This is a genomic window from Lactobacillus sp. (assembly GCF_051893255.1).
In the GTDB taxonomy this organism is placed as follows: domain Bacteria; phylum Bacillota; class Bacilli; order Lactobacillales; family Lactobacillaceae; genus Lactobacillus.
The window spans coordinates 1-3,674 of sequence record NZ_JBJFHB010000092.1 but is presented as its reverse complement, the minus strand read 5'-3'; the positions used below and the strand labels follow the sequence as shown (position 1 = coordinate 3,674).

The following is a 3,674-nucleotide window of genomic DNA, read 5'->3' as shown; positions in this document are numbered from 1 at the left end:
AAAGAGGATCACGCCTAATTGCTTTGGTGAGTTGATGTTGAACTCTTCGCCAGCTTCTTGGTAGATTTTCTCTTCAAGAGCCTTCAAGCGTTCTCCAAAGTCATCTTCCAGTTCCTTGAGCTTAGCTGGTTCGGCCTTGATCCCGTTTAATTCCATCTTGGCCAAGACCTTGGCGGTTGGCATTTCGATGGTGTCAAAGAGGTCGTCTTGCTCGTGGTCCTTTAATTTTGCCAAAAGCGGCGCCTTCAAGGCCTTGATGGCGGCAATCTTGCCGGCCAGGTGGTTGAAAAAGACCTCGTCGTCTTCTGGAATCTTGGCACTCTTGCCCTTGCCGTAGACTTCCAGATCGGACTTTAAGTCGTAATAGTCATAGCCCTTGACCAGTTCGCCTAGGTCGTTAGAATTTTTCTCATTGTCAACCAGGTATGACGCCAGGAGCAGATCAAAGGTAATGCCGGCAGCCTGGATGCCAAGGCGGGAGAGACCATAGGTCACCCGCTTTAAGTCAAAGACGTCTTTTTGGACATTCTGGTCTTCGAGCAAGGACTTGAGCTTGGCTTCTTTTAACAACTCCACGTCCCGGCTGACGAAGGTCTTGTCGCCAATTTCCAGGGCAAAGCCGGCAAAAGGCGCTTCGTGGTAGTTGTCGCCCAGCATGGCCAGGTAAAAGACGGCGTGGTCAGAATCTGGAATTTCGCCTAAGGTGTTGGCCGTTAAGACCGTGTATTCTTGCTTTTTAACTTCTGTGGTTTCTTCTGTTAATTCGCCCGCCTTAGCCAAGTCCGCCAAGAAGCGGCGAAAGTTCATTTTTTCATAAAAGCGGCGGAGGTCGTCGACGTTAGGGCCAGAGTAAGTCAAATCATCTAAAGTCACTTCGACCGGCGAATCGCAGTTGATCGTGGCCAGCTTTTTACCCAAAAGGGCATTGTCCTTGCCAGCAATCAGGTTCTCCTTTAACTTGGACTTCTTCATTTCGCCAACGTGTTCATAGAGATTTTCCACGCTGTGGTACTGCTGGATGAGCTTAGAAGCGGTCTTTGGCCCTACCTTGGCCACGCCTGGGTAGTTGTCGGATGGGTCGCCCATCAGGGCCTTCATGTCGATGAATTCAGTCGGTGTAACGCCGTTAACCTCCTTCATGTGCTCTGGGGTAAAAGCCTCCAGCTTAGTGACGCCGGACTTAGTCACGTAAACCGTGACGTGGTCGCTAGCCAGCTGAGTCAAGTCCTTGTCACCGGACACGACGGCGACTTCCATCCCGGCTTCTGCCCCCTTTTTAGCCAGGGTCCCGATGATATCGTCGGCTTCATAGTTGACCAGTTCGTAGCTCTTGATCCCCAGGTCCTTCAGCATTTCCCGGATGTAAGGCAGCTGCTCAGACAGTTCGACCGGAGTCTTGTCACGTCCGCCCTTATACTCCTTGTACATGCCGGTTCTAAAGGTGACCTTGCCCGCGTCAAAAGCTACTAGTACCTTGGTTGGGGCTTCTTGCTTTAAAACGACATCCAGCATGTTTTTAAAAGCGTAAATGGCATTGGTGTGCAAGCCTTCAGCGTTTTTAAACTTGTCCAGCTGCTGGTACATGGCAAAAAAGGCCCGGAAGGCGACGGAATTGCCATCGATTAAGAGAAGTTTGTCTTTAGTCATGTTTTTGCTCATCCTTCAAAATAAAAAAACTGTCAAAATATCTACTAGATATTCTAACAGTTTTTTGACTATTCTTAAGCTATTTCGCCTGATCGCTAGGCTTAATTGCCTTGTAAAAAAGCACAAAGAGGCAAACGACCAAAACGCCTAAGAAGATAAAGGCGTGCTGGGTACCAGCAGCGGTGTTGGCGCTAGTGGCATGGCCGCCTTGGCTGAGAGCGACGATCGCGGAAGTAAGGGACGTCCCGATGGCGCCGGCAAATTGCTGAACGGTGTTCATGAAGGCATTGCCTTGGGACTGCTCTTTTTGGTCCAGTTGGGCCAAGGCGTCAGTCATGACGTTGCCCATCAGCATCCCCATCCCGGTCATGTAAAGGATGTAGATGAGACAGATTTCCAGGTTGTTCATGTGAAGGGAAATCGCCGCAAAAGCCAGGATTTCGGCTGCCATCAAGGCCACCCCGGTCAAGATTGGCTTTCTCGCCCCATACTTGTCGTACATGTGGCCGCCGACTAGGCTCATCAAGGCCCCGGCCACCCCGGCTGGCATGACCAAGAGGCCAGCAGCTAAAGCGGTGTTGCCGTTAACCAGCTGGACGTAGTTAGGCAGCAAGAAGGCGTTGCCTAAGGAGCAAAGCTGGACCAGCAAGAAGCCTAACAGGTGGGCCGAGAAGGCCTGATTTTTTAGCAAGGCAAAATTCAAGATTGGCTGCTTTAAGTGGCTGGACCGCTTGAGCAAGAGAATAATTGCGATGATAGCGAGCAGGATCGAAATGATGGTTTCGGCGCCAAATTCGCTCAGCTTGCTGAAGCCGTAGATCATGCCGGTAAAGAAGATGGCAATGAGGGCGATGCTGATGGCATCGGGCGTGATCTTGACGATCTTGGACTTTTGCTGGATGCCGTAGATACCAAGGAAAAGGGAGATCAGGATCAAGGGAACCAGGAAGTAAAAGACGTAGCGCCAGCCCAGACTGTTGATGATGATCCCGCCAAAAGTGGGCCCAAGGGCCGGGGCAATCCCGGTAATCAGGTTGCCAAAGCCCATCATCGTCCCGATACGGTCCAGCGGCACCTGCTCTAAGATGATGTTGAACATCAGGGGCAGCGCAATCCCGGTCCCGGCACCCTGGATGGCCCGGCCAAGCAGCAGCAGGCTAAAGTTCGGCGCAAAGCCGTCGATGAGAAGACCGGCTAAAAAGAGCAAGTTGGCCGTGATGAACAGCTTTTTAGTCTTAAAAGTGGACTTTAAAACGGCGGACAGCGGCACGATGACGGAGATGACCAGCAGGTAAATGGAGGTCATCCACTGGACGACGTTGGTGGCAACGACAAATTCTTTCATTAAGGTTGGAAAGGCGACGTTCATCGCGGTTTCGACCAAGACCCCGCTAAAGGACATGAGGCCGGTGGCGGTGATGGCTGCGTAGACTTTTCCTGGTATTTTCGATGTTTTGTGTGACATTTTACCCTTCTTGTTTGATATACATTAAAACTTTGCGAGTGGCTGCTAATTCGTCATCGGTGAACTGGTGCTTAAGCTGCAGATCATCGTCGATGATGACTTCTTTCAGCTTGGGCACCAGGTTCTTGCCAGCTGGCGTCAAAGCGACCAGCTTCTGCCTTTTGTCAGCGGGATCAGGCAGGCGGGTCACCAGGCCCTTTTTCTCCAGGCGCTGCAGCATAACGGTGATGGTCGAGCGCTGTACGCCCATTTCCTGATCAAACTGGTGTTGGTTGACTTGGCAATCAGGCTGATTGGACAGGAAGTCGATGGCGTGGACCTGCACCCGGGTCAAGGGGAGGCTGGCGGCGACTTGCTTAGGCTGGTCGATGCTCTTGGCCGCTTCTTTGATGAGCTTGCGGATGGGTTCGATTTTTTCCAAGTTGGTGCTCCTTTCGTTAGTAGTCTAACGAATATTATAGGACAAGATTTGTTAGATGCCTAACATTTGTTTGAGGGGGTACTGCTGGCTGCTAGGCTGGGGAGTTTTTTTATAAGAATTGCACAGGAAGTTACTCAACTG

Annotated in this window: 3 protein-coding genes; all 3 read right to left on the bottom strand. The window is 51.2% G+C overall.

Annotated elements, in window-relative coordinates:
• Nucleotides 1-1,647 (bottom strand): DNA polymerase (locus tag ACI4WN_RS08640; RefSeq protein WP_439777833.1); only part of this gene is annotated, 1,647 nt, incomplete at its 3' end.
• 79 nt (nucleotides 1,648-1,726) lie between these two features.
• The gene (locus ACI4WN_RS08635) at nucleotides 1,727-3,112 is read right to left on the bottom strand and encodes an MDR family MFS transporter (protein WP_439777832.1); all 1,386 of its coding nucleotides are present in this window, start codon (nucleotides 3,110-3,112) and stop codon (nucleotides 1,727-1,729) included.
• Nucleotide 3,113: 1 nt separating this feature from the next.
• Nucleotides 3,114-3,533 carry a MarR family transcriptional regulator gene (locus ACI4WN_RS08630; protein WP_439777831.1) on the bottom strand — a complete coding sequence of 140 codons (420 nt, stop codon included), beginning with the start codon at nucleotides 3,531-3,533 and terminating at the stop codon, nucleotides 3,114-3,116.
• Between the last annotated feature and the right edge of the window lie 141 nt (nucleotides 3,534-3,674).